The 23,373-nt window shown below is 68.7% G+C and carries 20 protein-coding genes and 2 pseudogenes; 14 read left to right on the top strand and 8 right to left on the bottom strand.

What is annotated here, in order from left to right:
- Positions 1-116 precede the first annotated feature (116 nt).
- Together F1D61_RS04650 and F1D61_RS04645 are read right to left on the bottom strand one after the other, a co-directional pair.
- Positions 117-743: a flavin reductase family protein gene (locus tag F1D61_RS04650; protein WP_203156712.1), complete on the bottom strand. Its 627-nt coding sequence runs from the start codon at positions 741-743 to the stop codon at positions 117-119.
- A 94-nt stretch (positions 744-837) separates the two neighbouring features.
- Positions 838-1,401: a nitroreductase family protein gene (locus tag F1D61_RS04645; RefSeq protein WP_203156711.1), complete on the bottom strand. Its 564-nt coding sequence runs from the start codon at positions 1,399-1,401 to the stop codon at positions 838-840.
- 164 nt (positions 1,402-1,565) lie between these two features.
- Here F1D61_RS04645 and F1D61_RS33865 point away from each other — a divergent pair, with 164 nt between their 5' ends.
- The 6 genes and pseudogenes from F1D61_RS33865 to F1D61_RS04620 all read left to right on the top strand — a co-directional run bounded on the left by F1D61_RS33865 (position 1,566) and on the right by F1D61_RS04620 (position 7,895).
- Positions 1,566-2,966 carry a hypothetical protein gene (locus F1D61_RS33865; RefSeq protein ID WP_246775715.1) on the top strand — a complete coding sequence of 467 codons (1,401 nt, stop codon included), beginning with the start codon at positions 1,566-1,568 and terminating at the stop codon, positions 2,964-2,966.
- A complete protein-coding gene (locus tag F1D61_RS33860; RefSeq protein ID WP_246775714.1) occupies positions 2,906-4,015 on the top strand; it encodes a YfhO family protein in 1,110 nt (369 codons plus the stop codon). The genes F1D61_RS33865 and F1D61_RS33860 overlap by 61 nt, the downstream gene beginning before the upstream one ends.
- Entirely contained in the window at positions 3,987-4,904 is a 918-nt protein-coding gene (locus F1D61_RS04635; protein ID WP_203156710.1) for a hypothetical protein, read from the top strand. Before F1D61_RS33860 ends, F1D61_RS04635 begins: the two co-directional genes overlap by 29 nt.
- Positions 4,905-5,192: 288 nt before the next feature.
- Complete coding sequence (locus tag F1D61_RS04630) at positions 5,193-5,729, top strand: TadE/TadG family type IV pilus assembly protein (protein ID WP_203156709.1); 537 nt, start codon at positions 5,193-5,195, stop codon at positions 5,727-5,729.
- Positions 5,729-5,833 (top strand): annotated as a pseudogene (locus F1D61_RS34980) (TadE/TadG family type IV pilus assembly protein); the annotation flags it as partial. The gene F1D61_RS04630 and the pseudogene F1D61_RS34980, both read left to right, overlap by 1 nt.
- A gap of 610 nt (positions 5,834-6,443) precedes the next feature.
- Positions 6,444-7,895 carry a pilus assembly protein TadG-related protein gene (locus F1D61_RS04620; RefSeq protein WP_203156708.1) on the top strand — a complete coding sequence of 484 codons (1,452 nt, stop codon included), beginning with the start codon at positions 6,444-6,446 and terminating at the stop codon, positions 7,893-7,895.
- Between the two features lie 220 nt (positions 7,896-8,115).
- Here F1D61_RS04620 and gluQRS read toward each other — a convergent pair whose 3' ends face one another.
- Positions 8,116-8,967 carry a tRNA glutamyl-Q(34) synthetase GluQRS gene (gene gluQRS / locus F1D61_RS04615; RefSeq protein WP_203156707.1) on the bottom strand — a complete coding sequence of 284 codons (852 nt, stop codon included), beginning with the start codon at positions 8,965-8,967 and terminating at the stop codon, positions 8,116-8,118.
- Positions 8,968-8,973: 6 nt separating this feature from the next.
- Between gluQRS and F1D61_RS04610 the strand changes: the two genes are divergently transcribed.
- Together F1D61_RS04610 and F1D61_RS04605 are read left to right on the top strand one after the other, a co-directional pair.
- Positions 8,974-9,675 (top strand): DNA-3-methyladenine glycosylase family protein, encoded by a 702-nt coding sequence (locus F1D61_RS04610; protein ID WP_203156706.1) that lies wholly within the window; start codon positions 8,974-8,976, stop codon positions 9,673-9,675.
- 23 nt (positions 9,676-9,698) lie between these two features.
- Positions 9,699-10,378 (top strand): annotated as a pseudogene (locus F1D61_RS04605) (alpha/beta hydrolase).
- Here F1D61_RS04605 and F1D61_RS04600 read toward each other — a convergent pair.
- Complete coding sequence (locus tag F1D61_RS04600) at positions 10,375-11,157, bottom strand: HpcH/HpaI aldolase family protein (RefSeq protein ID WP_203158926.1); 783 nt, start codon at positions 11,155-11,157, stop codon at positions 10,375-10,377. The pseudogene F1D61_RS04605 and the gene F1D61_RS04600 overlap by 4 nt on opposite strands.
- A gap of 374 nt (positions 11,158-11,531) precedes the next feature.
- On the opposite strand from F1D61_RS04600, the gene purC reads away from it, so the two are divergent.
- From purC to F1D61_RS04580, 4 genes are all read left to right on the top strand, one after another.
- Positions 11,532-12,326, top strand: coding sequence for a phosphoribosylaminoimidazolesuccinocarboxamide synthase (gene purC / locus F1D61_RS04595; RefSeq protein ID WP_063928401.1), 795 nt, complete (start codon positions 11,532-11,534; stop codon positions 12,324-12,326).
- Between the two features lie 245 nt (positions 12,327-12,571).
- Positions 12,572-13,330 carry an SDR family NAD(P)-dependent oxidoreductase gene (locus F1D61_RS04590; RefSeq protein ID WP_203156705.1) on the top strand — a complete coding sequence of 253 codons (759 nt, stop codon included), beginning with the start codon at positions 12,572-12,574 and terminating at the stop codon, positions 13,328-13,330.
- Positions 13,331-13,341: 11 nt separating this feature from the next.
- Entirely contained in the window at positions 13,342-14,220 is an 879-nt protein-coding gene (locus tag F1D61_RS04585) for a 3-keto-5-aminohexanoate cleavage protein (RefSeq protein WP_203156704.1), read from the top strand.
- Positions 14,221-14,492: 272 nt separating this feature from the next.
- The gene (locus F1D61_RS04580) at positions 14,493-15,281 is read left to right on the top strand and encodes a lytic murein transglycosylase (RefSeq protein WP_203156703.1); all 789 of its coding nucleotides are present in this window, start codon (positions 14,493-14,495) and stop codon (positions 15,279-15,281) included.
- A 266-nt stretch (positions 15,282-15,547) separates the two neighbouring features.
- On the opposite strand, the gene F1D61_RS04575 is transcribed toward F1D61_RS04580, so the two are convergent.
- Positions 15,548-16,684 carry a DUF2778 domain-containing protein gene (locus F1D61_RS04575; RefSeq protein WP_203156702.1) on the bottom strand — a complete coding sequence of 379 codons (1,137 nt, stop codon included), beginning with the start codon at positions 16,682-16,684 and terminating at the stop codon, positions 15,548-15,550.
- Positions 16,685-17,226: 542 nt separating this feature from the next.
- Between F1D61_RS04575 and F1D61_RS04570 the strand changes: the two genes are divergently transcribed.
- Positions 17,227-18,078: a WcbI family polysaccharide biosynthesis putative acetyltransferase gene (locus tag F1D61_RS04570; protein ID WP_203156701.1), complete on the top strand. Its 852-nt coding sequence runs from the start codon at positions 17,227-17,229 to the stop codon at positions 18,076-18,078.
- Positions 18,078-19,136 carry a GSCFA domain-containing protein gene (locus F1D61_RS04565; protein ID WP_203156700.1) on the top strand — a complete coding sequence of 353 codons (1,059 nt, stop codon included), beginning with the start codon at positions 18,078-18,080 and terminating at the stop codon, positions 19,134-19,136. The genes F1D61_RS04570 and F1D61_RS04565 overlap by 1 nt, the downstream gene beginning before the upstream one ends.
- Before the next feature lie 501 nt (positions 19,137-19,637).
- Here the strand turns inward: F1D61_RS04565 and F1D61_RS04560 are convergent.
- From F1D61_RS04560 to F1D61_RS04550, 3 genes are all read right to left on the bottom strand, one after another.
- Positions 19,638-20,567 (bottom strand): glycosyltransferase, encoded by a 930-nt coding sequence (locus tag F1D61_RS04560; protein ID WP_203156699.1) that lies wholly within the window; start codon positions 20,565-20,567, stop codon positions 19,638-19,640.
- Positions 20,568-20,663: 96 nt separating this feature from the next.
- On the bottom strand, positions 20,664-22,490 hold the full coding sequence (glmS, locus tag F1D61_RS04555; RefSeq protein WP_203156698.1) for a glutamine--fructose-6-phosphate transaminase (isomerizing): 1,827 nt from the start codon (positions 22,488-22,490) through the stop codon (positions 20,664-20,666).
- Between the two features lie 278 nt (positions 22,491-22,768).
- Positions 22,769-23,323 carry a fasciclin domain-containing protein gene (locus F1D61_RS04550; RefSeq protein WP_203156697.1) on the bottom strand — a complete coding sequence of 185 codons (555 nt, stop codon included), beginning with the start codon at positions 23,321-23,323 and terminating at the stop codon, positions 22,769-22,771.
- Positions 23,324-23,373 lie beyond the last annotated feature (50 nt).

The raw sequence follows: 23,373 nt of genomic DNA, 5'->3' as shown, positions 1-23,373 counted from the left end.
AGAGGGGGATTTCCCGCGCCTCTTCTTTTCCCCGGACAGCCCTGCCGCCCGCGGGGAGAGGAGAGAACTCGCGCCCCTCTTGTCCCGGCCAGTTCCGCAGCGCGAGGCGTCTGCCCTCACCGCTTCGGCACGTCACCCCCGCCCGCCGGCCGGCGCATCTCGAAGCGGTTCTCGGATTCGACCGTGAAGTAATCGAAGTAGCCGCCGCGCATGATCGGGCGCATCGCCCCGGTATCGACCCGGCCCTCCGGCGTCACGAAGCGGTCGTCGATATACATCGACACCACCTGGCCGATCACCATGAAGTAGGCCGCCTCGCCCCCGCCGGCCGGCACGAGCGGGATGGTCTGGAGCCATTTGCATTCGAGGGCCGCGGGCGCGTCGGCCACCCGCGGCGGGCGCACCTTGCGCGACGGGGCGGTGGCGAGACCGGCGAAGGCGAACTCGCTCTCGCCCCGCGGCAGGGGCGCCGAGGACTGGTTCATGCCCTCCCGGGTGTCGAAGGTGGCGAGGCTGCACACGAACTCGCCCCCCTCCTCCGCGAAGGTCAGCGCGTCCTTGCGGCCGAAGGACGAGAACATCACCATCTCGGGGTTGTCCCCGATCCCGTTGAAGAACGAGTAGGGCGAGAGGTTCAGCGCACCCGAGGCGCCGATCGCGCTGACCCACCCGATCGGGCGCGGCGCCACCAGCGCCTTGAACGGGTTGTGCGGCAGGGTGCGGGTCTCGGCGTCGTAATGCATCGGCGGCCCCGAAATGCTCTGGAAGCGGCGGCCCGTCCGGACCGCCCGCCGCCAGTTAGAGCATCCCCGGGGCCCGGCGCCAGCCCGCTCGCGCTCAGTACCGCGTCACGATCTCGGACAGCGCCGGCCGCGGCCGGTCGGGGGGCACCTCGCCGGCCCGGCCGACATGGACGAAGCCCGCCAGGCGCTCGGCCGGGTCGAGGCCGAGCGCGTCGAGCACCCGGCGGTCATAGGCCATCCACTCGGTGAGCCAGGCGGTGCGCAAACCGAGCGCGTTGGCCGCCACGATCAGGTTCATGCAGACGGCGCCGGCCGAGAGCACCTGCTCCCAGTCGGGGATCTTCACGTGGGGGGCGGCCCGCGACACCACGGCGATCACCAGGGGCGCCTGGGCGAGGCGCCCGGCCTCGAGGGCGAGGCGCTTGTCGTCGGCCTCCGGATGGTCGGCCCGGTAGGCCTCGGCCACCACGCGGCCGATCCTGGCCTGCCCCTCGCCCTCGATCAGGATGAAGCGCCAGGGCGCGAGCTTGCCGTGGTCGGGCACGCGCGCGGCGGCGGCGAGGATCGTGTCCAGTTCCTCTCGGGAAGGGCCGGGGCCGGCGAGCTGCGCCGGCGGCACCGAGCGGCGGGTGCGAAGAAGGTCGAGGGTTGCGTTCATCTCGGCTTCAGTGGCTTGAGCTATAGCGGGCGGACGGAACGACAGGCTGCCACGCTGGCGCCCCGATGCTCCCTTTAAGCACCATTCCGCCCCGGACGGCCACGGCCGGGCGCGACGACTAGCCCTGCGCCGGGAGAGCCGGTGCCGAGGACGCCGACCGCACCATGACGCGCTCCCCCGTTTCCCAAACGTCACCGGCCCATCTCCCACCGGTCCATGCCTGGACCTCCCGGGACCTCTGGCTGGCGCTCGCCGCCGTGATGCTGTTCTGGGCCGCCGCCGCCGCGGTGTGGCCGCTCGCCGGCGCCGTGGTGCCGTGGGATTCCAAGAACCACTTCTACCCGATGCTGCGCTATCTCGGCGCCGCGCTCGCCAACGGCGAGTTGCCGCTCTGGAACCCCTACCACTTCGCCGGCCACCCCTCGGTCGCGGACCCGCAATCGCTCCTCTTCACCCCGACCATGCTGTTCTTCGCGTGGCTCGATCCCTCCCCGTCGATGGAGCTGTTCGACGCGGTGGTGTTCGCCCACCTGATCCCCGGCGCGGTCGCGACCCTGCTGCTGTTCCGCCGCCGCGGCTGGCACCCGGCCGGCGCGGTCGCGGCCGCGATGGTGTTCGTGCTCGGCGGCTCGGCCTCGGCCCGGCTCCAGCATACCGGCATGATCATCTCCTACGGCTTCGTGCCGCTGGCCTGGTGGCTCCTGGAGGAGGCGCTGGCGCGCCGCTCCTATGCCTTCGGTCTCGCCTTCGCGGTGGTGGCCGCGGTGATGACGGTGGGGCGCGACCAGGTCGCCTTCCTGTGCGGGCTGAGCCTGATCGGCGTCGCATTCCACGCGATCCTGACGGCGCCGGCGCCGCTGGCCTATCTGCGGGCGCGGATCGGCGTGCTCGCGGTGATGGGCGTGGTCGGCGGGGCGCTGCTCGCCGTGCCCTCGCTCCTCACCATGCAGTTCCTGATGACCTCGACCCGGCCGTCCTTCGGCTACGGCGCGGCGATCATGGGCTCGCTGCCGCCGTCGAGCTTCGCCACCACGCTGTTCGCCGACGTGTTCGGCTCGCTGCGCTGGACCTACGACTACTGGGGTCCGGACTGGCAATCGATGGACGGCAACACCTGGACCGACCGGGCGGTGAACTACCTGTTCGCCGGCACCCTGCCGGCAGTGCTGATCCTCTGGCACGGCATCGCCGGCGGTCGCCTCGCCGCCCGGGAGATCCGCTACCCGGTGATCGTGCTCGGCGCCGCCATCCTCTATGCGCTGGGGCGCTACACCCCGCTCTTCGCACCGATCTTCGACCATTTCCCCGGCGTCGACCTCTACCGCCGGCCGGCCGACGCGACCTTCGTCATCAATATCGGGCTGGCGCTCACCGCCGGCTACCTCGTCCACCGCTACGTCACCGAGGGCGCGCCCCGGCTGTCTTCGGGCGCGGCGGGCCTCGCGCGGGCCGCCCGCCTCGCCCTGCGGGCGCGGCCTTCGCCATCCTGGCGGGGATCGTGTGGGTGTCCTACCGCTACGCGGCCAAAGGCCAGCACCTGCCGGACGCCCTGCGCGACGGCCTGATCGGCACCGGCATCGCGCTCGTTGCCGTCATGGTGATGCTGCGGGCGACGCCGCGGCGGCGGGCGCTCGCCGCCTCCTGCCTCGTGGCCGTGCTCGGCGCCGAGCTGGTCTGGCGCAATGCCGGCAATTCCCTCAATGCCGAGCCGGCGGGCCGCTACGCGGTGTTCCAGAAACTGCCGCCCGAGCAGCTCCAGGGCCTGACCCTGCTGAAGGCCGAGCTCGACGCGCGCCACGCCAAGGGCGAGCATCCCCGGGTCGAGATCCTGGGTCTCGGCGGCGCCTGGCAGAACGCCTCGATGGTGCTCGGGCTCGAGGACACGATTGGCTACAACCCCCTGCGGCTCGCCGATTACGAGCGCGCCGTCGGCCCGGGCGAGAACGCCGCCGATCCGAACCTGCGCCAGTTCCCCGGGCTGTTCCGCGGCTACCGCTCGCGGCTCGCGAGCCTGCTCGGCCTCGAATACCTCGTCCTCGACCGGCCGGCCGAGCGACTCCCAAAACACTTCCCGCAGCTGACCGGCGCGAAGCTCCTCTACGGCTCGGGCGAGATGTGGATCTACCGCCTCGATCCGGCCAAGCCCCGGGCCTATCTGGCGACCCGCCTCGTCCCGGTCGATTCCGAGAGCGTGCTCGACCAGGACGAACTGCCCGACTTCGAGGGCAACGACACCGCGCTCGTCGACAAGGACAGCGTGCCGAAGATCTCGGGCGAGTTCGGCCTCAAGGACCCGGCGGCCCCGGTGACCGCGGCGAAGGGCACGGCGACGATCCTGGCCTATCGCCGCAATATCGTCACGGTGGAGGTCGAGACCGACCGCGACAGCGTGCTGGTGCTGCACGACATCTTCTATCCGGGCTGGCAGGCCCGGGTCGACGGTGCCCGCCGCCCGATCCTGCGCACCAACCTGCTCTTCCGCGGGGTCGAGGTGCCGGCCGGCAAGCACGTGGTCGAGTTCAAGTTCCGTCCGCTCTCGGTCGACAACCTGGTGGCGGCGGCGAGCGAGTTGCTGGCGAGGGACGATGACGCGGGCGAGACGGCGGTACGGTAAGGCGCTCGCGCTCGCGCTCGCGGCAAGCCCAGCGCTGGGACACCTCCCGGCCCTGGCGCAGGCACCGGCCCCCCTCACGGGCGCCGCGCCGCAGGGCGTGACGCAGGGCCCGCCCCCGGCGCCGGCCCCCGCCGAGGCCAGCCTGTCCCTGCGGGCGGTGCTGACCAGCGAGGCCAAGCCCCTGCGCGGCGGCCTGACCTGGCGGATCTACGAGGACCGGCCGGAGGGCGGCAAGCCCGTGGTGCTGGCCCGCTCCGAGGAGGCGCAGCCGACCTTCCGGCTGCCGCCGGGGACCTATCTGGCCAACGTCACCTACGGCTTCGTCAGCACCTCGAAGCGGGTGACCCTGAATTCCGGGGCGGCGAGCGACCAGCTCACCGTCAATGCCGGGGCGTTGCGCCTCGCCGGCGCGGTCGGCGAGGCGAAGATCGCCCCGGGCCAGCTCGCCTTCGCGGTCTTCGTGCCGATCGGCAACAACCCGGAGGGGCGGCTCGTCCGCGACGGCGTCAAGGCCGGCGAGGTGGTGCGCCTGCCCGAGGGCACCTACCACGTCGTCTCGACCTGGGGCGATTCCAACGCGATCCAGCGCGCCGACCTGAAGGTGGAGAACGGGCGTCTCACCGACGCGACCCTCAACCACCGCGCCGCCACCGTGACGCTGAAGCTCGTCGCCTCCCCCGGCACCGAGGCCTTCGCGGGGACCGCCTTCAGCGTGCTGACGCCGGGCGGCGACACGATCCGCGAGGCGATCGGCGCCTTTCCGCAGGTGACGCTGGCGGAAGGCGAGTACCAGCTCATCGCCCGCCACGACGGCAAGGTCTACACCCAGGACTTCAAGGTCGAGAGCGGCGTCGACCGGGACATCGAGGCGATCGCCAAGGATCCGTGATACGAAGTCCGGACGATCACTTCCGGACTTCGTATCACGAGCCCGCGCGGCGAAGCCGTAGGCTTCACTGGTTTGAGCGAAGCCGATTTCCGCATCGCGAAGCGATCAATCGGAAGTCGTATGATACGCCCGCAAGCGCCGGGCGGGCGCGCCCATCGGCGGAGGACCTCGCCGCCGGGGCCGGGTCTGTGGGTAACCGGTCCGGGCATCGCGTCCGACGGTCCGAGTCCCGGACTCTCCGAGATCCGATTACCGCGATCTTAACTTGCTTGCCCTAGGGCTAGCGGCATGCGGCACACGCTTCGCCTCCTCCGTGAAGACAAGGGATCGACCACCGTCGAGTTCGCCCTGGTAGGCCTGATGTTCATCGTGGCCCTGCTGTTCACGTTGGCCGTCGCCCAGATTCTCTATTTCGGCCAGAGGCTCGATTTCGCGGTCGAGAAAGCCGCACGCGACATCATCGTCGGCAATTCCCAGAAGATGAATCCGCCGCCGACGCTGGCCACCTTCACCCAGACGTTGTGCGCGACCCTGCCGTCGACGATCTCCTGCGACGACATCATCGTCAACCTGTACGTCGTGACCGGGAGTTACTACGCCTACGTCAAGGCCGACCAGAGCGGCCTCGCGATCCCGCCCCTGACGCCGGGAAGCGGCCAGTTCACCCTCGGCACGCAGGGGCAGTACCAGTATCTGCAGGTGATCTACCCGGTCACCTTCCTGCCGTCCGTCGTGGCCGACCTGATCGCCACCACGGCGACCTACAAGGGCAAGCCGGCCTACCTGATGATCTCGACCGCCGCCTTCCGCGTCGAGCGATACTGATGCGCGCCGGTCTCAGGCTCCGGCTCCGGCGCTTCCGTGCCGCCGATGACGGGCTCGCCGCGATCGAGCTCGCACTGATCCTGCCCGTGCTCCTGGTGTTCATGCTCGGGGGCATCCAGCTCGTCGCCTACATCAACGCGGTGCGCAAGGTCGAGCTGGTGGTGGAATCGATCAGCCAGATGATCTCGCAGACCACGCCGCCGAGCAACGGCAGCACGAGCGTCGCCACCGTCAATGCGGGTGACCTGCATTTCAGTTACGATTCGGCCCTCGTGCTGTTTCCGTACCTGATGAGCGAGGGCCGGCGGCAGGGCAAGTCCTGGTGGCAGGTCGTCACCATCAACTATGCCAGCATCCAGTTCACGCAGGTGGCGACGTCCTGCAGCGACAGCAGCGACCTGTCCGCCTGCTACCGCGCCGACGTGGTCTGGACCAGCACGGGCACGACGCAGCCGTCGGGCGGGCCGGCCTACCGGCCCTGCGGCATCGCGCAGGTTGCGGCCTCGAACACCGCGGCTCCGACTCCGCAGACGCTGCCGCGCTCCCTCTTCGGCCCGGCCTCGATGGTGGTGATCGACGTGGTGTTCACGTTCAACCCGACCTTCGGGCCGGCTACCTCCCCTCGCTGCGGATCGCCCGCTCGGCCTACATCCAGCCGCGCTACGCCTCGCTCATCACTTTCGACACGACCGGCAACGACGGAATCGCCACGAAATGTCCCGGCTTCTGAACTGCGCGTCCCGGTTCACCGCCGCGGCGGCATCCCTGGCCCGCGCCCGCGACGGCGGCATCGCCATCCTGTTCGGTCTCAGCCTGATCCCGCTGATCGGCCTCGTCGGGCTCGCGGTCGATTACGGCATCGCCATCACGGACCGGACGCGGCTCGACCGGGCCGCGGACGCGGCGGCGCTCGCCGCGGTCGTGACCGCCAAGGCCTACGCCGCCGCCCATTCGGGCGAGAGCGGCATGATGGCTGCCGCCCTCGCCGCGGGCTCGAAACAGGCCGTCAACACCTTCAACGTCAATGCCGGCAACGTGCCCCTCGCCACCGTGACGATGCAGACGCCGCAGGTCTCGTCCTCGGCCAACGGACTGACGATCACCGCGTCGATCACCTATACGGCAACGATCAACAACAGCTTCTCCAAGATTTTCCTGGTTCCGACCACGACGATGACCAACACCGCGACCGCGTCGGTCGACCTGCCGAGCTATCTCGACTTCTACCTGATGGTCGACGTCTCGGGATCGATGGGCCTGCCCGCGACCCCGACCGGCATGACCCAGCTCGCCAGCGTCAACTACGACATGTATTCCGATTACCAGCAGGGATGCCAGTTCGCCTGCCATTTCCCCGGCAATACCGGCTGGGGCCTGGCGGCGGGCAAGATCCAGCTGCGATCGGACGCGGTGAACAACGCCGTCTGCGCGCTGCTCCAGCGAGCCTCGAACCAAGCCGTGACGAACCAGTACCGGATCGGCTTCTATCCGTTCGTCAACCAGCTGGCGACGCTCGCGGCGCTCTCCGGCGACCTCGGCAGCCTGAAGACGACGGCCCAGTGCGCGAGTCCCTGGCCGCTCGCCTTCACCAATCTCCTCGATACCGGGGCCACGCAGCTCTACTCCCCGGGCGATCCGACCACCGGCACCGGCTCGGGCGGCACCCATTTCGAGGTCGCCTTCCCGCAGATGAAGGGGATCGTCGGCCTCAACGGCTTCGGGGACGGTTCCAGCAGCGCGAGCCGCAAGCCTTTCGTGTTCCTCATCACCGACGGGATGCAGAACGGTCAGCACTTCTTCACGTCGAGTAACGGCAAGTATGCCTATCCGGGCAATCCCTCGAAGTTTCCGGGCTATGCGAATGCCTGGTGGGATGGCTCGCAGCCGTCGCAGATCGACTACAAGAACTGCGACGCCCTGAAGGCCGCGGGCGCGACCGTCTCGATCCTCTACATTCCCTACAATCAGATCAGCTTCGTCGACAAGGGCGGCGGCGTCGCCTGGGAGAACAACCGAGTCAACGGCTTCAGCCCGACGCTGGCGACGCCGCTTCAATCCTGCGCGTCGCCGGGGAACTTCTGGACCGCCGACGGTCCGGACCAGATCAACGCCGCCTTGGCCGCGATGTTCGACCAGGCGCTGAAGGTCGCCCGCCTCGTCCAGTAGGGCGATGGCATCGAGCGTCCGCCGCCAAGTCCGCACGCGGGAAACCAGGTCCTGACGCGGAACGCCAAGTCGTCACCCGGCACCGGGTTGTGGGCAAGCCCGGCGGCGATCTCCCGCTCCTCGGCCGCCGTCAGTCGGGCGCGCAGCCCACGCGTCGCGCGGCCGGCCCTCCCGGTCCATCGGACCGTGCCTTGCCCGGACAGGTCGAGCGGAAGCCGGATCACGGCTCGGTGCCCACGGTGTCCCCGCCGGGGAAGCCGAGCCGCGCCCGCACCTCCTGCGGGCTCACCCCGCGCCCGCGCAACGCCGCCAGCGCCTCGGAGCGCAGGCTCTTCGACAGCTTCTCCCCCTCCGCGTCGCGGATCAGCCCGTGGTGATGGTAGCGCGGGGTCGGCAGGCCGAGCAGACGCTGGAGCAGGACGTGGAGGTCGGTGGCGGCCTCCAAGTCCTGGCCGCGGACGACGTGGGTGATCCCTTGCGCGGCGTCGTCGAGCACCACGGCGAGGTGATAGCTCGTCGGCACGTCCTTGCGGCCGAGGACCGCATCGCCCCACCGCGCCGGCTCGGCGGTGCGGACCGTGTCGGGCTCGCCCGGCGCGAAGGCCGTGTAGGCATGGGGCCCGGGGCAGCGTGCGAGCGCCCGCCCGATGTCGAGGCGCCAGGCATGGGGCGCCTCCGGCACCGGCTTGCCGCGGCAGGTACCGGGATAGAGCGGCGCTCCGTCCGGGTCGCGGGCGGCGCCGGACGCCGCCTGGATCTCCCGTCGGGTGCAGGTGCAGGGATAGATCAGGCCCCGCTCCCGCAACGACTCCAGGGCGGCGCGGTAGGTGGACATCCGGGCCGACTGGCGCCAGACCGGCTCCGGGAACGTCAGCCCGAGCCAGGCGAGGTCGTCGATCACGGCGTCCGCCAGCTCGGGCCGGCAGCGGAGCGGGTCGATGTCCTCGATGCGCAGCAGGACTTCGCCGTGCAGCGCGCGGGCGATGGTCGCGTTGAGGAGGGCCGAATAGGCGTGGCCGAGATGCAGGCGCCCGTTCGGGCTCGGGGCGAAGCGCAGGCGGGGAGACGGCACGGCGGCATGCGGACGAAGAAAGCTTCTCACGCCATAATCCCGCCGGGCTCCGCCGTCACCGGGGTGCTGCTGGATTCGGAACGTGCCCTGCGCGAGGGCACGGCAGCGCTGGCGGCCCTCGATCCGGTGATGGCGCGACTGGTGACACAAGGCGCGCAGCCGGTGTTGCGCAAACGGCCGCCCGGCTTCGAGGGTCTTGCCGGCATCGTGGTCGGACAGCAGATCTCCACCGCCGCCGCCTCGGCGATCTGGGGCCGCCTGACGGCCTGCCTGCCGGACCTCACCGCCGAGACCCTGACGGCTGCCCCGGACGAGACCTTGCGCGGGGCCGGCCTGTCGGCACCGAAGATCCGCACCCTGCGGGCGGCGGCGGACGCGGTCATCGGCGGCGCCCTGCCCCTCGATTCCCTGCATGCGCTCCCGGCCGACGAGGCCCACCGGCTGATGGTGGCGGTGCATGGCATCGGGCCGTGGACGGCCGACGTCTACCTGCTGTTCTGCCTCGGCCATCCCGACGCCTTCCCGGGCGGCGACCTCGCCCTCCAGGAGGCGGCCCGCCTCGCCGACGGGCTGGAGACCCGGCCGACAGCCGCCGCCCTGATCGTGCGGGCCGAGGCGTGGCGCCCGTGGCGCGGGGTCGCCGCCAAGGTGCTGTGGGCCTATTACCGGGTGGCCAAGGCGCGCGATGGCGCGCCGCTCTCCCCCTAGAATCGAACGGAGCCCGAGACCCGATGCCGATCCTCACCGGCCCGCGCCTGATGCCCCGCTCGGGCGCCCGACCGCGCCAGCTCGTCGTCCTGCTGCACGGCTTCGGCGCCGACGGCAACGACCTGATCGACCTCGCCCAGGAATGGCAGCCGCTCCTGCCCGACGCCGCCTTCGTGGCGCCGCACGCGCCCGAGCCCTGCATCCAGGGCTTCGGCCGGCAATGGTTCTCTCTCACCTTCCGCGATCCGCACGAGCGCTGGCGCGGCGTGAACCGGGCCGGCCCGACGCTGAACGCCTTCCTGGATGCGGAACTCGCGGCTTCGGGGCTGGGCCCCCACCAGCTCGCCCTCGTGGGGTTCAGCCAGGGCTGCATGATGGCCCTGCACGTCTCCTTGCGCCGCTCCGCCCCCTGGCGGCGGTGGTCGGCCTGTCCGGCATGCTGGTGATGGAGGAGGGCCAGGGTCCCGAAAGCCTGAAGCCGCAGGTCAGGGCGGTGCCGCCGATCCTGCTCGCCCATGGCGACCAGGACGAGGTGATCCCGGTCGACGCGCTGTTCCTCTCGGCCGAGGCGCTCGCGGCGGCGGACGTGCCGGCGGAGTGGCACCTCTCCGCCGGGATCGGCCACGGCATCGACGACGGCGCCCTGCACCATGCCGGCCAGTTCCTCGCCGCCGGCTTCAGGCGGGCGGCGGGGCGCGTCTAACCACGCGCCTCCTTCAGCGCCGCCGCGGCGCCGGCCCGCAGCAGGGCGCCGTCGCCCGAGAGCGCGATCAGGTCGAAGCCCTCGGCGATCAGCTCGCGGGTGCGCGGGCCGGACAGGGAATAGATGCCGATCCGCTTCCCCGCCGCCCGGGTGCGCGCCATGGCGTGCTTGAGCGCGTCGCGCACCGCCGCGCCGTCGGGATCGAGGCCGGCGCCGTTGGAGAGCGCGATCGAGAGGTCGGAGGGGCCGATGAAGATGCCGTCGATCCCGTCCACCGCCAGGATGTCGTCGAGGACGGCGAGCGCCTCCCTGGTCTCGATCATCGCGAGCGTCTGGCAGAAGCCGTTGGCCTCCTTCAGGTAGGTCTCGGGGGAAAGGCCCGACAGCATCAGGGCCGGGGCCGGGCCCCAGCTGCGCTCGCCGAGCGGCGGGTACTTGGCCAGGGCCGCGAAGCGGCGGGCATCCTCCACGGTGTTGACCATCGGGGCGATGATGCCCGAGATGCCGGCATCGAGCAGGCGCGACACGGTGGCGAAGCCGCCGACCGGCACCCGTGCGAGGGTCGGCTTGCCGCGGGCCGCGACGAGGGCGACGGTGCGGCTGATGCTGTCGAAGTCGTGGGCGCCGTGCTGCATGTCGAGCGTCACGGTGTCGAAGCCTTCCGCGGCGAGCAGCCCCGCGACCGAGGGCTCGGGGATCCCGCACCAGGCGGTGATCAGCGGCTTGCCCTCGCGGAACCGCGCCGCCAGCGCAGCCACCGCGCCGCCCCGTTCCGCCATCGCTCGTTCCGCCATCGTGATCCCTCCCGGATCGGCCGCCGGTTCCCGCGCGGCTCGTGGCCGCAAGCTTAGGTCAGGCGAGGGAGCGCCGTCGAGGCGGAGACGCCCTCGCCCGCGACATGGCGCCCCCTCCCGCCACGCTTGCACCATCGGCGCCCGATGCGCATATCGGCGCGACCACCAACCGCAATCCATCGCAGCGGCGTCCGGGCTCTCCCCGGCGCACAGGCTAACGCGTTGTGCTGCCTTCGCGGTTCGGGTAATTTGCCCCCGGCCGCCGGGACGCCCGGAGCGACGCGTCCCCCGGCCCGGCCTCCTCGTCTCGGAGGTCGTCCGCGCCGCGGGTCCCACACGTCGTCAGGAGCCTCGGCCCCATGGACTTCCTCAAACCACGGTACACGCCTATGAACCGCCGCCGTCGCATCTACGAGGGCAAGGCGAAGGTCCTCTACGAGGGTCCCGAGCCCGGCACGCTCATCCAGCATTTCAAGGACGACGCGACCGCCTTCAACGCCAAGAAGCACGAGGTGATCGACGGCAAGGGCGTGCTGAACAACCGGATCTCCGAGTTCGTGTTCCAGCACCTCAACGACATCGGCGTGCCGACGCACTTCATCCGCCGGCTGAACATGCGCGAGCAGCTGATCCGCGAGGTCGAGATCATCCCGCTCGAGGTGGTGGTGCGCAACGTGGCGGCGGGCTCGCTGGCGACGCGGCTCGGCCTGGAGGAGGGCACCCAGCTCCCGCGCTCGATCATCGAGTTCTACTACAAGAACGACCAGCTCAACGACCCGATGGTGTCGGAGGAGCACATCACCGCCTTCGGCTGGGCGACGCCGCAGGAGATCGACGACATCATGGCGCTGGCCATCCGGGTCAACGACTTCATGTCGGGTCTCTTCCTCGGCGTCGGCATCCGCCTCGTCGACTTCAAGATGGAGACCGGCCGGCTCTGGGAAGGCGACATGATGCGCATCGTCGTCGCCGACGAGATCTCCCCGGATTCCTGCCGCCTGTGGGACATCAAGAGCCAGGACAAGCTCGACAAGGACCGGTTCCGCAAGGATCTCGGCGGCCTGATCGAGGCCTATACCGAGGTGGCCCGCCGCCTCGGCATCCTGGGCGAGAACGAGAAGGTGCAGACCGGCGGACCGCGCCTGGTGCAGTGACGCGAAGCCGGCATCGAGCCGGATCGGGATGACGAGCGGGGCCGCTTCCGGGAGGGGGCGGCCCCGTCGTCGTCTCCGGACCGCCCGAACGGCACCCCACCCGGCACGACCCCCGATCATGGCACGGCCGCCGCCGCCGTCGAGGCGCGCCACGGCGCACCCCCGATGCGCGGCCTTGGCTGGACAAGACCCGCCCGCTCCTGCCACTCTCCCGCGAAACAACATTTCGCAGGGTGGAAAATCCAATGATCAGTGCGGATCTGCGCGGGCGCTGCGTGCTCGTCACCGGCGGCGCCTCCGGGATAGGGCTCGCGGCCGTCACGGTGTTCGCCCGCTGCGGCGCCAGCGTGGTGCTCAACCATCTCGCCGAGGATGCCCGCGGGCCGGATGAGGCCGGGCGGCTGACGGCGGAGGGCCTGAACGTCCAGGCGCTCGCCGGCAACGTCTCGGTGCCGGGCGAGGCGGAGGCGATGGTGGCGCGGGGAATCGACGCGCTCGGCGGCCTCGACGTGCTCATCAACAATGCCGGCACCCCGGCCACGACCACGCCGATCGACTTTGCCGACCTCGACGCGATGACCGAGGAGTTCTGGCAGACCATCCTGGCCACGAACCTGATCGGCCCCTATCGCTGCGCCCACGCGGCGGCGCCGGCGCTCCGCCGCGCCAAGGGCGCCATCGTCAACACCGCCTCGGTGGCCGGCCTCGGGCAGCGCGGCTCCAGCATCGCCTATTCGGCGAGCAAGGCGGGGCTCATCAACCTCACCCGCAGCCTCGCCCGGGCGCTCGCCCCGGATGTGCGGGTCAACGCCGTGGCGCCGGGCCTGGTCGAGACGCCGTGGACGGCGCCCTGGTCACCCGAGCGCAAGGCCGACTCGGTGTCCCGTACCCTGCTCGGCCGCATGGCGAAGCCCGAGGACATCGCGCAAGCCATGCTGTTCCTCGCCGCCGGCGCACCTTACGTCACCGGCCAGACCCTGGCGGTCGACGGCGGCATGCTCTGAGGGAGGGACCGATGTCTCGCAAGACCGTCATCACCTGCGCCCTCACCGGCTCGTTCGACACGGCGTCGAAGAACCCCGCCGTCCCGGTGAGCCCGCAGGCGATCGCGCAATCGGCCCTCGAGGCCGCGGCAGCCGGCGCGGCGGTGGTCCACATCCACGTCCGCGATCCCGCCACGGCCAAGCCCAGCATGGAGCTGGCGCTCTACCGCGAGGTGGTGGAGCGGATCCGCGACCGGAACGCCGACGTGATCCTCAACCTCACCACCGGGGCCGGCGGGCGCTACGTCGCAGGCGATCCCGACCCGGGCGTGGCGGGCCCCGGCACGACCCTGGCCTCGCCGGAGGCCCGCACCCGCCACGTCACGGCGTTGCGGCCGGAGGTCTGCACCCTCGACGTGGCGACGATGAATTTCGGCGAGCACGCCTTCATGAACACGCCCGCGCATTTGCGGGCGATGGCGGCGATGATCCGCGAGGCGGGGGCAAAGCCCGAGATCGAGGTGTTCGACCTCGGGCAGATCGAGCTCGCCCGCCACCTCCTGGCGGAGGGGCATCTCGACTCCCCGCCTTTGTTCCAGATCTGCCTCGGCATTCCGTGGGGGGCGCCGGCGACGCCCGAAACCCTGCTGCAGATGCGCGACCGCCTGCCGAGGGACGCGGTGTGGTCGGCCTTCGGCATCGCGCGGGCCGAGTTCCCGATGGTGGCGCTCGCCGCCACCGCCGGCGGCCACGTCCGGGTCGGGCTCGAGGACAACCTCTACCTGTCGCGCGGGCAACTCGCGCCGAGCAACGCGGCCCTGGTCGAGAAGGCGGTGAGCCTGCTCGCCCATCTCGATTGCGCCCCCGCCAGCCCGGCCGAGGCGCGGGCGATCTTCGGGCTCGGCGCCTGAACCGACGGCGTGGCCGAAAGGCCACGCCCGCGGACCGTCGTCCCGGCAGGCCCTGCCCGGCCCTATCTCCTTCGACGAATCGGTCGCGCTCGCTCGAGACGGGTCCGTCTCGGGTCGTGTTGCAGTTCCGCCGTAAAGGTTTCGCAGAGGGCGGGATCGTAGTGTCGCCCGACGGGCGGGCGCGACTTGGATGACGCGACTTGACTGAAAACGGGATCCGCGGCGGCCCGACGTCCCGAGGCTGAGCGCGCGGCTCCCAAGGAGTGTTGGGGATGATCGGAAGCGGTTACGGGAGGGCGCTCATCGCCGCGGGTCTCGCGGTGCTGGCCGGGAGCGCGCAGGCGGCGCAATGCGGCAACACCTCCGCAGGGTTCGAAGCCTGGAAGCGGGAATTCGCCGACGAGGCCCGTGGGCGCGCCAGCCCGGCGGCGATCTCGGCGCTGATGGGCACCTCGTACTCGTCGGCGACCATCGCGGCGGACCGGGGCCAGAAGAGCTTCAAGCTCTCCCTCGACCAGTTCATGGCCAAGCGCGGCGCCGCCTCGATCATCTCCCGCGGCCGGGCGATGAAGCGCTCGCAGGCGGCCCTGTTCGACTCGATCGAGCAGCGCTACGGCGTGCCGCCGGGCCCGCTGCTGGCGATCTGGGGCATGGAGACGGCGTTCGGCGCCGTGAAGGGCAACGTCAACACCCTCTCGGCGGTGGCGACCCTGGCCTATGATTGCCGCCGCTCGGCCTATTTCACCGACCAGCTCTACGCGGCCCTGACCCTGGTCGATCGCGGCGTGCTCACCCCGAACACCCGCGGCGCCGCCCATGGCGAGATCGGCCACACCCAGTTCCTGCCCAAGAACGTCCTGAACTACGGCACCGGCGGCAGCCTCGACAACGCCTCGACGGCGCTGAACTCGACCGCGAACTTCCTCAAGGCCCATGGCTGGCGCGCCGGTGCCGGCTACCAGCCCGGCGAGCCGAACTTCGCGGCGATCCAGGGCTGGAACGCCGCCTCGGTCTACCAGCGCGCCATCGCGATCATCGGCGCGAAGATCGACGGGGAGTGATGGCAAGCGGCCTCCGGGATTCGTCTCCGGGGGTCGTTTTCGCTTGGATTCCTGTTGATCCGACAACGATGTTGACATCCTCCATGTCATTCCAGGGACGCGGAGCGGAGCCCGGAATCCAGACCCTCAGGTGATCAAGAATCGAGCGGAACGCGGCCCGCTTCGTTCTGCACCATCCGCGGTTCTGGATTCCGGGCTCCACTTTCGCGGCCCCGGAATGACATGGAGGGTACGATAATCGTCGGTTTTTCGATCGAGCCGATCTCTCAGCCTCGCGTATACCGGTCCGACGGGCCGCCCCGGCCGATCCGCGGCAGGTCGCTCGCGCCCGCGCCCGGCACCACGACGAGGCGGCGGACCTCGCCGCGCAGGAAGGCCTGCAGGAAGCGATCGTAGTTGCGGAACGAGACGCAGCCGTTCGAGGCGCCGCTCGGGCCGAGCATGTAGGTATGGGCGAGCAGCCCGACGCGCCCGTGGATGGCGCCGCTGCCGCCGACCGGGTTCAGCCGGATCGCCCGCACGCCGTGGAAGAGGGCCTCGCGCTCGGTGAGGTCGTAGGTGCCCGGCGGCGTCGCGCCGCGCATCTTCAGGTGGACGTTGCGCGGATCGTCCATGTGCGGCCCGAGGCCGGAATGGGCCTCCAGCGACTCGCCGCTCGGCAGGGTCACGGTGCGGGCGCTGATGTCGTAGACCGCGATGCCCGGGCTGGCGCTCAGGCGCGGCCGCGGGCTCGGATCGAGGCCGCCGGGGGCGGCATAGGCGAGAGTCTGCGATGGGGCGCTCGAGCCCCCTCCCCCGAAGATCCGGTCGAACAGCGACGGCTCTTCCGGCAGGGCGGCCTTGAACACGCTCTGGGTCGAGGCGATGGCCTGGTTCTGGCGCCGCGGGATCCGGGTCGCCAGGACGGTCGGCGACGGCCGCGCCTCGGAGGGGCGCAATTCGGGCGGGCGCGGCACCGGCAGGGGCACGGCGACGAGCGGCGTGGTGGCGGGCTGCACCGCCTCGGACGGTACCGCCGGTGGCGGAACCAGGGCGGCCGGCACGGCCTCGGCAAGGCGCAGCGGCTCGGGAGCCGGCGACGGCGCGGGAGAGACGGCGGCGATCTGCCGGTGCGCCTCGACCGGGAGGTCGCGGGTGAAGCCCGTCGTCTCGCCCCTCAGGGTCGGCAGCGGCGCGAGCATCCAGCCGAGCTCGGCCGGGGCGACCCGGGCCTCGCGGACCGGCGCGGCCGGCTCCGCGGCGATCCCGGCGACGGGCGAGCGAGTTTCCTCGCGCGGCACCAGGGCGGCGGCGGCCCCGATGCCGCCGAGCACGGCGGCGATGCCGATGAGCCGCCGGTTGCGGCGGCGGCGACGGATGGAGCCCGGGGCGAGGCGACCGGACGAATACGCGACGAGGTCCATGCGGCCTGTACTCGATGGCTTGTCCCGCACGGACCCGCCCGGCCGGCCGCCGGCGCGCGAGCGCAGGGCGGGCCGGTGAGATCGGCCGTTTAGGAAAGGATCAACCTTAAGCCCTCGTATTGAGGCGGTTTTTGGTTAATCCCAGCTAAATGGGAGCGACCGAAATCATGGAATTCTCATTCATCGGTCCCGACTCCCTTCGGCCCGGTCGATCCCGGGCACCGGTCGGCAGGTGCCGCTGGACCGCCGGCAGCGGTGGCCCGGTCCATCTGGTGCCCACCGGTCCCGTCTCCCTCGCGGTGTCGCCGCCCGACGCGCCCCCATCCATAAGCGGCGACCTGGATCGGCAACGGGCGGAGGGCGCCGAGATCGGGCTTGGGGCACGCGGTGCCGAGGCTAATCGACGTTTGTCAGGATTTGGCAAATCGTTTAGTCAACGCGCGCATTGGCCGTTCCCGCTGCGGGCTTGACGCCCCGCGTCGCTCTCGGCCCCGGGCGCCGGCCATCCACGATTTCCGGGACCACAGGGGATCCGAGGCGATATGGAAAAGTGGCTCCTGATCTCCAATTGCCAAACTGAAGGGCTGAAGAACAGTCTCACGCTGCGCAGTCCAGGTTTACAGGTCGAAGCGCTGGATATCTGGTCGTTCCTGGCGTCCACGCGCTCCTGGAGCGAGGAGATGCCGGCCTACGACCGCGTCGTCGCGGCGACCCAGGTCATCCAGATGCGACCCGACAGCTTTGTCCATGTGGGCAAGCTGTCGAAAATTCCAAACTTTATGTTTCGTGCATTTCACCCAGACGTATGCTACGTACAAGCAGGTGACGAACCGTTGTTCTCACCGCTGCATGATTATTACTCTGCGATCTGCGCTGCGGCCTACAAGGCTGGCTACTCCGCGCAGGACACTGCAGCTCTCTATAACCAGGATGTCTACGAAAGCCTCGGCTTCTTTTCCCTATGGGATGCCGAGAGGGATGCAATTACCCAGGAATACAAGGCTGAAGGAATCGATATCCGCCGCCCTTTCCTGGATTGGTCGCGCCTGCCGACGCCGTTCATGCATGTCTTCAATCATCCCAATATCAGTGTGATCTATGATTTGGCGGGCGCCATATTGAACAGTCTTGGCGTGGAGTGCCAGACGCTGAACTTCCTCCCGCCCGACAACCTCGCGAATGCGAGCATTTTCCCCGTCTATCCCGAGATCGCCGAGCGTTACGGCTATGCCGGCGGCGCATATCGTTTCAAGCCGCACAGCACCTACACCACGTTGTCCCTTGGTGAGTATGTGGCGGGCTGTTTCGCATACCTGAGCAAGCACGACCGTGCTGCGATCACATCGGCCAGCCCGCAATTCGCGGCGGCATACGAACTGTTTTCGGAGTCGTGATGAGCAATCCATACCAGGGTGCCCCGGATTACCGGATGTGGCGTCGGGCGATCTCCAACGTCGAGCCTCACCGTGTCGATCCTGTCGTGGCACCGCGGTTCCTCATCACCAGATCGGACAAGTTCGCCACGGCCGGCAGTTGCTTCGCACAGCACATCTCGCGGCGCCTGACAGCCCTCGACTTCAGTTATTTCATCCCGGAGCATGGCCTGCACCTCGATCCCGATATCCGAGCGAGGCGCGGATTTGGCATGTTTTCTGCGCGGTTCGGAAACATCTATACGGTCCGGCAACTTCTATTCCTCCTGCTGGAGGCCATCGGGGAGCGCGTCCCCGCCGAGCGAGCGTGGAGGCGACCAGACGGACGTTTCGTCGATCCGTTTCGTCCGAACATCGAGCCCGATGGCTTCGGAACCGAGGACGACGTCGTGGCTGCCCGCGCGGAGCACATCGCGTTCGTCCGACGGATGTTTCTCGAATCGGACATCTTCATCTTTACGCTCGGCTTGACCGAGGGTTGGGTCAGCAAAGCCTCGGGTGACGTGTTCCCGCTCGCACCCGGCGTGGCGGGTGGCGACTACTCCGACGGCCTCCACGGATTCGTCAATTTTACCATTGACGACGTGCGGGCGGATCTGTTCGCCTTCTTGGAGAAGATCAAGCAGGTCAACCCATCGGTGAAGGTTTTGCTGACCGTCTCACCGGTTCCGCTGATCGCGACGGCGGAAGACCGTCACGTGCTGGTCTCGACGACGTATAGCAAGGCCGTGCTGAGAGTCGCTGCCGAGGCAGCTTATCAGGCATACGAATGGGTGGATTATTTTCCTTCATTCGAGATAATTACCGGAAATTTTAACTTAGGCAAATATTACGAAGCCGATCTGCGTGATGTCAACAAGACTGGCGTCGATCATGCGATGCGGTGCTTCATCGAGCATTACGTTCGCCGAAACAAGCAGGCGAGCGATGGGATCAGGTTCATAGACAACATCGAGTATTCAAAGGCTCTCGGTTCGGTCATTTGCGACGAGGAAACGATCGCTGCCGTGACGACTTGAGGTCAGTGACTGTCGGCGACCGTGCGCACAGCCGTCGGCGCGGAAGCGCATACAAGCGGGCGAGGTTGGCCGTTTCGGAAACGATCAACCTTGAACCGCCGTATCGAGACCGATTTTTTGTTAAACTCGGCTAAATGAGAGCGGCTGAAACACTGGAACTCTCAGCCACCGAGCTGGATCCGAACCATCATCGAACGTCCTGAATGCCGGTTTCCATGGCGGGTAGCACTTGGCGTCGTCTGCTGGACGCGCAGGGATGACCGCTTTGCGGCCGTCCGGGCAGCAGGACGCGCACATGCGACCGATTATGCCGACCGGGAGGCGGATTTTAACACACGCCGAACCTCGCGGGTGGTCATCAGCCGGACACGATGCCGAGTGATCCTGTTGACGTCGGCGGCCGACCGCTGCCCGCAGCGCGCTCCGGGGCGACCGGACGGACCGTCGAGGTACTGCCCCCCTCGATGCAGGGCGCGCATCGAAGGGATGCGCCGCCGCCCCTCAAGCGGCGCTGCTCTCGTCCTCCTCGATGGCTTCGCGCAGTTTATCGACGGTGCGCGCATCGGACGTCAGGTCGAGGACGCGGCTCTCGCACGCCTTGCACATCGCGGCGTAGTCCTGGAGCGTGATGGCGTCAATCCGAGCTACCAGTTCGTCGATCGTGTCGGCCAGGATCGAGGTGGTATCGTCGAGAAAAAAGGCCTTGAGTGTCGTTCCTGCCATCAAGCTGTTCAGCCCAACCACGGGAGTCCCGATCATCATCGACTCAAGACATGTCAGGCCGTACCCCTCCGCATCCTTCAAATGGACGGTGAAGAACGCTTCTGCCATCTTCGTGTGGCACTGCGCGTGACTTAGAGCCCCTCCTGAAGCATCGGTCCCGTATTGCTCACACTCACCATCGTATTTGCTTGTGAATTCCGCAAAAGCCTGCGACCCTCTCGGCCAATGATGCGGAAGATTGATATAGGAATAAATTTTCTTGCCGTAGTATGCGGTTTCAATGTTTTTTGTTGGTATAGATTCGATGAATGGCCTCGGAAAGTAAAGTAGCTTATGTTTGATGTGGCTAGAATAATTATTGTATAAACCAATATCTGGACAAATCATTATGTCCGATATTCCGCTTTCGTATTCATGATGTTGCTGCGCGATATTTAATATAATGCCGTGATTTCCGCTCCTGGCTAGCTTCTTGAAATCTTCTTCCTGAGGCTTGCATGCAATCATCACGTATCCAGGCGGCAACGCGACAAACTCCTCGTAGCTGATCAACTCGCCGCCAAGACCATCATTAGGCGCATAATATGATATACGACCCCAATTGCTATCGGGCGCGACAACTCTGAAGCCGATTTTTTTGAAGTCGCGGATCAGGCCCTGTGTACCTGGTGGATGATAATTCTGTATAAGTATCGTTCTTTGCTTCATCTCGAAATCCCTTCGGCCCGACAGCTGTTGCCGAACTGAGCAAGAGCCGGCGAACCGAATAGCACTTTTGCCGGATGTTTGTCGAACCGGGCGGACCTATTCCACAGTCACGGACTTCGCCAGGTTGCGCGGCTGGTCGACATCCTTACCTAGCACCACGGCGGTATGGTAAGCCAGGAGTTGCACCGGGACCGCGTAGACGATCGGCGCCACGACCGGGTCGAGGTCCGGCATCATCAGGGTGGCGAGCGTATCGAGGCCGGCGGCGTCGGCGCCGCGGGCGTCGCCGATCAGCACGATCCTGCCGCCGCGGGCCGCCACCTCCTGCATGTTCGAGACGGTCTTCTCGAAGGTGGCGTCGTGCGGGGCGATCACGATCACCGGCACCGCGTCGTCGATCAGCGCGATCGGGCCGTGCTTCAGCTCGCCGGCGGCGTAGCCCTCGGCGTGGATGTAGGAGATCTCCTTGAGCTTCAGCGCGCCTTCGAGCGCCATCGGGTAGGCCGTGCCGCGGCCGAAATAGAGCACGTCCCGGGCCTTGGCGATCTCGCGCGACAGGACCTCGATCTCGTCCTCCTGCTTCAGGGCCTCGGCCATCAGGCCCGGCACCTTGATCAGCGCGTCGACGAGGCGCTTCTCCTCGGTCGCGTCGATGGTGCCGCGGGCCCGGCCTGCGGCGAGCGCGAGGCAGAGCAGCACCGTGAGCTGGCACGAGAACGCCTTGGTGGAAGCCACCCCGATCTCGGGGCCGGCCAGCGTCGGCACCACGGCGGAGGCCTCGCGGGCGATGGTCGAGGTCGGCACGTTGACCACCGCGAGCGTGTGCTGGCCTTGCGACTTGGCGTAGCGGAGCGAGGCCAGGGTGTCGGCGGTCTCGCCCGATTGCGAGATGACGATCGTCAGCCCGCCCTTCTCCAGCGGCGGTTCGCGGTAGCGGGTCTCGGACGCGACGTCGATCTCGACCGGGAGCCGAGCCAGCGTCTCGAACCAGTACTTGGCGACGAGGCCGGCATAATAGGCGGTGCCGCAGGCGGTGATCGAGATCCGGCTCAGGTTCGCGAAGTCGAAGGGCAAGGCCTCCGGCAGGGCGACGCGGCCGGCGGCGAGGTCGACGTAATGGGCGAAGGTGCGGCCCACCACCTCCGGCTGCTCGTAGATTTCCTTCGCCATGAAGTGGCGATAATTGCCCTTGTCGACCAGGAAGGCCTGCGTGGCGATCTTCTGGCGCGGGCGGGCGACGACGTTGCCGGCCTGATCGCGGATCTCGGCGCCGTCGCGGGTCAGGATGGTCCAGTCGCCCTCGTCGAGATAGGTGATCTCGTCGGTGAAGGGAGCGAGCGCCAGCGCGTCGGAGCCGAGATAGGTCTCGCCGTCGCCGAAGCCCAGCGCGAGCGGCGCACCATGGCGGGCCCCGATCAGGAAGTCCTCCTCGCCGGCGAACAGGAAGGCGAGCGCGAAGGCGCCGCGCAGGCGCGGCAGGGCCGCCTCGACGGCGGAGACCGGGCCGAGGCCGGAGCGCATCAGGTGGGTGACGAGCTGAGCCACCACCTCGGTGTCGGTCTCGGTCTCGAAGACGCAGCCCTCGGCGGCAAGCTCGGCCTTCAGCTCGCGAAAATTCTCGATGATGCCGTTATGGACGACCGCCAGGCGCTCGGTGGCGTGGGGATGGGCGTTGGTCTCGTTCGGCCGGCCGTGGGTGGCCCAGCGGGTGTGGCCGATGCCGATCGCGCCGGAAAGCGGGTTCTGGAGCAGCTTCAGCTGCAGGTTCGACAGCTTGCCCTCGGCGCGCCGCCGCTCCAGCCGCCCGGATTCCAGGGTGGCGATGCCGGCCGAGTCGTAGCCGCGATATTCGAGGCGGCGCAGCGCATCCACCACCTGTCCCGCCACGGCATTCCGGCCGACGATTCCAACGATCCCGCACATGCTCACCGCCTCAACGTCTCGCCCGCAGAGTGTCCCGCTGCGGGACGCCCCGGCCCTTATACGGAGCATTGCGGCAGGATTCCCGCCAGTCGGTTCCGACCGGGGAATTCCTGCTGCACCGCACCCGCCACGCTCGTCGTCCTTCTAGCGGACCGGCCGGCGATCCGGCGAGTCAACTTGCGTAACGGATTATGACGTCCAAGGCTCACGGGGAGGTTTCACGGACCGGCTGCCCCGGGCGGCGGCCGGGCGGTGCTCCCGCCCGGCGACCGGATCGATCAGGGCATCAGCACGGTGTCGATGACGTGGATGACACCGTTCGACTGCATCACGTTGCCGATCGTCACCCGGGCGGTGTTGCCCTTATCGTCGGCGACGAACAGCCGCTTGCCCTTCTGCATCACCGTCAGGGTCTGGCCGGCGGCGGTCTTCAGCTCGGCTTGGCCGCCGCCCTGCTTCACCAGCCCCATCAGGTCCTTGGCCGTGTAGGTGCCGGGCACGACGTGATAGGTCAGGATCTTGGTGAGCGTCGCCTTGTTCTGCGGCTGGACGAGCGACTCGACCGTGCCGGCCGGCAGCTTGGCGAAGGCGGCGTTGGTGGGCGCGAAGACCGTGAACGGACCGGGGCCGGCGAGCGTGTCGACGAGGCCGGCGGCCTTCACGGCGGCGACGAGGGTGGTGTGGTCCTTCGAGTTGACCGCGTTCTCGACGATCGACTTCGAGGCATACATCGGCGCGCCGCCGACCATCGGGTTCTTGGCATGGGCGCTGCCGGCGGTCGCCGCCAGGGCGAGGGCGAGAACCAGGGTGCGGGCGTGGGTCCGGATCGTCATGGGATCGCTTCCGTCTCTCGTATCGGCCCCGCTCTCGTCGGGGTCGAGGG

Origin of the sequence: Methylobacterium aquaticum, assembly GCF_016804325.1 — a bacterium.
GTDB classification, from domain to species: Bacteria; Pseudomonadota; Alphaproteobacteria; order Rhizobiales; family Beijerinckiaceae; genus Methylobacterium; species Methylobacterium aquaticum_C.
The sequence above is the reverse complement of the archived record's forward strand: the minus strand, read 5'-3'. Positions and strand labels throughout refer to the sequence as shown.